Below are 3,809 nucleotides of genomic sequence, written 5' to 3'. Positions count from 1 at the left end.
GAAGTCTTCCAGGCGACGCATGGTGAACAGGCTCTCGGTGAAGGTGTCGGCTCCGCGCATGGATGTCTCAGGTTCGTTGGCGTGGCTGCATTGTCAGGGATGGGGGAGGTATTTCAGCAGCCTGTTAAGGGTGGAGACAAATTCCTTTTTAGACACATTATTATCAGCATCTTTTTTGTCTGAAAACTCCACCGCGAGAGTGTTAAACAAGGCATCTTGAATCTGTTTTGTAGCGATTTCACGTGCAAATTTATAGTGGTCCAGTAATATTTGCTCAATATTCTCAAGTTTAATATTCTGTAAGTTGACGTGGGCGCTGTCAAACTTTAATTCCGAGCGTTTCAACCTACTGCTATTGACCTGCCATGATCTGATGTATCTAGCCATATCCTCGGCTAGCTCATGTATGCCACTATCTCTCAATGGTGCTACCGATTTTAAACTGTTGCGATTTCGCGGATGCAGAAAGTAATTCAATATAACATCAGAATCAATTCTGGACTGGGTGGTAGCCACACCGCGCTCAACTCCCAAGGATAGCGATTTTGTCTTTATCAAAGCCGACTGCTCAAAATCAGACCAATCATATTTTCCTTCGTACTTTTCAACCCTAACAATGCCAGGTAGATTTTCTCTTATCACCACTTGGTCTACAACATTTCCCTCTTCATCAACTACTTCATTTATCTCGTCGTAAAGGTAACTGCAAGTTATGCTTTGAACTGATATTGATTCAAGATAGGCGCTGTCTTGAGAAAGAAAAGCGTTAATGGCTCGTAGATAAGTTGTTTTTCCGGAGCCGTTGTCGCCGTATATAACAGTTACTAAGTCTTTGGAGAATTCAACCGATGCGGTATGCATTGGGGTCCGAAACCCCTCAAACGTGAGTTTGTTTAGCTTGACCATAAAACAGGCTCCCTTACGTCATTTCAGATTACTTATTGAGCCGCCCTTGCCGATTCAATTATGAGCAGAGGCGAGCGCCGATTCCTGAATCAGCAACTCCGGATGAGTGTACTCAATCGCTGTTTGCATTTGACGGCCTTGTTTGGGTTGGCAACAGTGAAAATCCAGTTATATGCTAGGCCATCCGTTGTACTCAGCGTTATCGGAACCGCTTATGCGGTGACTGGTAAGTGGCGGGCGCTAGCTAATCTGCACTAGATGCATTTCACGCGCGGTACGTAGATGTAGCCGTCCACCGCGTCGCCAAACACTTGATCACTGGTCCCAATCGCGTACAAGCCAGCAACGTAGAGGCAGACCATTGCGTCAAGTATGTCTTCGTTCTGCTTCAATGACGTGCCGGTAAGACTATCAATGTGACTTTGCCCGAGCGGTTGTGAAAGCACATCTGGGATGGATAGCCTAAGTACAGGTGATTCAGCTAGGCTTAAAAGATACTCGGCCAGTTCGCACTGACCGCGCCGTTTCGTACTCACTGAGCCCTTCTTGTATGGGTGGCGTACTTTGAGATTTAACAACTCAATCAGTGCAGGGTGCGGATAGCACTCAAGTTGCCAACGTCCAGTAGTTGCACCAAGGTGTTGGAAGCCTTGTGATAGCAGGGTTCGTGAAAGCTGAACGCTGTCGGCCTTCGGAAACAGTGTCAGGTTAGATGTATGACATGAAGCATGTCTTGAGCCGTACTCTTGCCCAATCAATGTCTCGCATTTCCGTTGCCCAGAAGAATTCTCAATAATCAACGGGCCATCAATTGCGATGCCATAAAGGTCCGGTAGATTGTTCAGGTACGTAACGATAGGGGCAATGCCAAACAGGTCTTTTGCAATTGCCGTTAGCTCCAGTTCATTGCCCTTCAACGAACCAATTGCAAGCGCAGTAGGGTTCTTATTGCTTCGCCATGCCAAATCAATGCCAGCTAGTTGCATACTGCCCTCATTTGGCAATGCCCCTCAGTCGGCACCATTGGGTTTGGACAAATCCGAAATACTCCCTAGCGTTGCCGTGAAAGTACCAGACCAGGCCGCACATCCAGTAAAGCGAGAGCGAAGCAGGTGCATTCGCTTCCCGCATCATTTCCAGAGCAACCGGGTCTTGCCAGCGCCAGTAAAGCCAGTAACAACCGTCAACCGCAAACCATGTAACAACAAGCATTGACGGCCAATTTTTCCACTGGCGTTCCACCATTACGTGCATCGACCAAGATGCCGTCGCATAGGCCACCAACGCCATGATCAAACTGATCGGTACATCCCAGTCCGGCGCTTGGTAGTAGAACCGACCAACAATCAGCAAAGTGATGCCCATGGCGAGCGTCGCCAGTTTCCATGGGCGTTTGAGTTCACTTAACGCTTCCATCGGATGTTCTTCTTGAACAAATCGGCTGCGTTATGTCGAGGTAGCTGATTTTTCAACTGAATCCTTTTCTATTTGCTCCTCGACCTTAGAAGGTGCACCATTTACACCAAACCTTTTTTCGTTCATGCTCCGAATAGCGTCATCAAGATGTGAGCTTGTCAGGTGTGCATAACGCTCGGTCATTTTGGTGGACTTGTGGCCCAACACTTTGCTGATGGACAACAAGCTTGTCCCATCCATGGCAAGGTAACTGGCGGTCGTGTGCCGCAGATCGTGAAATCGAAAGTCTTTGAGGCCTGCTTCCTCCATGGCCGCAGCCCAGGGCTTACGTAGGTCAGCTGGTTTGTCAGTTGTGATCGGACCAGGAAAGATCAGCCCAGCAGCGACTTTCAATTTGGTGGTTTCAAGTACCTTTGTTTTCCTTTCCTCTAACAGTTCGAGTGCGTGTGAGGTCAGCAATACCGAGCGGTCCTGATTGTTCTTCGTCTTTGTCAGGTGAATGCGTGTGAAGTTCTGCTCTTGCGATGTGTGTACGTCCTGCCAGCGCATGCCCATGATTTCACCTTTGCGCATTCCGGTGGAGATAGCCAGAATCACCACCAGATAAAGGTCAGAATTTGTAGAGTTTCTACATGCGGTGAGCAGCGACTCGCGCTCTGCATCCGTCAGATAGCGGGTGCGTTCGTTCTTCACTTTGGGCCGCTGGACATTGTCAACCGGTGATGTTTCGCACATTCCCCATTCCTTGCGAGCAGCAGTGTAGACAGCAGACAGGGTCATCAGGTAACGCAAAACCGTTGCAGGCGCTGGAAGTTCACCACGCCGGGTCTTGGTCTTCTTCAGCTTTGTAATGCAATGGGTCAGCAGCGGCGTGGTTACTTCGGACAACGCGTAGTCACCGATCTGTTCAATCCACCAGTTGAGGTGGGTGCGCTGGTCTTTGCCTTTTCCCGCTTTGTCGCCGAGCTTCTCGTCCGTGTACTTTTCAAGCATTTCTTTGGCAGTGTGCTTGCCCGCCTGACTTTGACGAATGTGCATGCCAGTACGAATTTCAGTCTCGGTCTGGACTGCCCATTTCTTGGCGTCTGTCTTGCGCAGAAAAGTTTTGGAGCGGGGAGGGTAGCCCTGTATGCGGACTTGAGCTTGATAGCTCTTCTGACCGTTTTCGTCGATCCGTTCACGTATGGCTGCCATTTGATTTGCTACCGTAACTGCCAGGGGTTGAGTTGACGGCGCGAAATCTGGCGCTGGAGATAAACGGCACTGATGACCAGTGCTGCTCAAGAATGCCGTCAACTGTGACATGAGTGTGACAGATGACGGTACTTGGGGCAACAACGACTCGTAAGTCATTGATTTTATTGGTGCCGGAGAGATGAATCGAACACCCGACCTTCTCATTACGAATGAGCTGCTCTACCGACTGAGCTACACCGGCTTGGAAAAACGAAGATTATAGCGAGGTGATCAGGCCTCGTGGTGGTAGC

At 49.2% G+C, this 3,809-nt stretch carries 4 protein-coding genes and 1 tRNA gene; all 5 read right to left on the bottom strand.

Annotated features, from left to right (window positions below):
• Positions 1-93: 93 nt before the first annotated feature.
• The 5 genes from PHQ58_RS23495 to PHQ58_RS23475 all read right to left on the bottom strand — a co-directional run bounded on the left by PHQ58_RS23495 (position 94) and on the right by PHQ58_RS23475 (position 3,760).
• Positions 94-906: an AAA family ATPase gene (locus tag PHQ58_RS23495; RefSeq protein WP_300116335.1), complete on the bottom strand. Its 813-nt coding sequence runs from the start codon at positions 904-906 to the stop codon at positions 94-96.
• Positions 907-1,160: 254 nt separating this feature from the next.
• Complete coding sequence (locus tag PHQ58_RS23490) at positions 1,161-1,892, bottom strand: DUF429 domain-containing protein (protein WP_300116332.1); 732 nt, start codon at positions 1,890-1,892, stop codon at positions 1,161-1,163.
• A 7-nt stretch (positions 1,893-1,899) separates the two neighbouring features.
• The gene (locus PHQ58_RS23485; RefSeq protein WP_300116329.1) at positions 1,900-2,322 is read right to left on the bottom strand and encodes a hypothetical protein; all 423 of its coding nucleotides are present in this window, start codon (positions 2,320-2,322) and stop codon (positions 1,900-1,902) included.
• 30 nt (positions 2,323-2,352) lie between these two features.
• Positions 2,353-3,516, bottom strand: coding sequence for a site-specific integrase (locus tag PHQ58_RS23480; protein ID WP_300116326.1), 1,164 nt, complete (start codon positions 3,514-3,516; stop codon positions 2,353-2,355).
• Between the two features lie 168 nt (positions 3,517-3,684).
• A tRNA-Thr gene (locus PHQ58_RS23475) sits at positions 3,685-3,760 on the bottom strand.
• Positions 3,761-3,809: the final 49 nt, after the last annotated feature.

This window comes from Rhodoferax sp., assembly GCF_028688795.1.
Classification (GTDB): domain Bacteria; phylum Pseudomonadota; class Gammaproteobacteria; order Burkholderiales; family Burkholderiaceae_C; genus Rhodoferax.
Note: the sequence above shows the minus strand (reverse complement) of the source record. Positions and strands in the feature narration are given on the sequence as shown.

Excerpts from the sequence above, each read along its gene's own strand:
- PHQ58_RS23495 (WP_300116335.1), bottom strand. The coding sequence starts at position 906 with ATGGTCAAGCTAAACAAACTCACGTTTGAGGGGTTTCGGACCCCAATG.
- PHQ58_RS23490 (WP_300116332.1), bottom strand. The coding sequence starts at position 1,892 with ATGCAACTAGCTGGCATTGATTTGGCATGGCGAAGCAATAAGAACCCT.
- PHQ58_RS23485 (WP_300116329.1), bottom strand. The coding sequence starts at position 2,322 with ATGGAAGCGTTAAGTGAACTCAAACGCCCATGGAAACTGGCGACGCTC.
- PHQ58_RS23480 (WP_300116326.1), bottom strand. The coding sequence starts at position 3,516 with ATGGCAGCCATACGTGAACGGATCGACGAAAACGGTCAGAAGAGCTAT.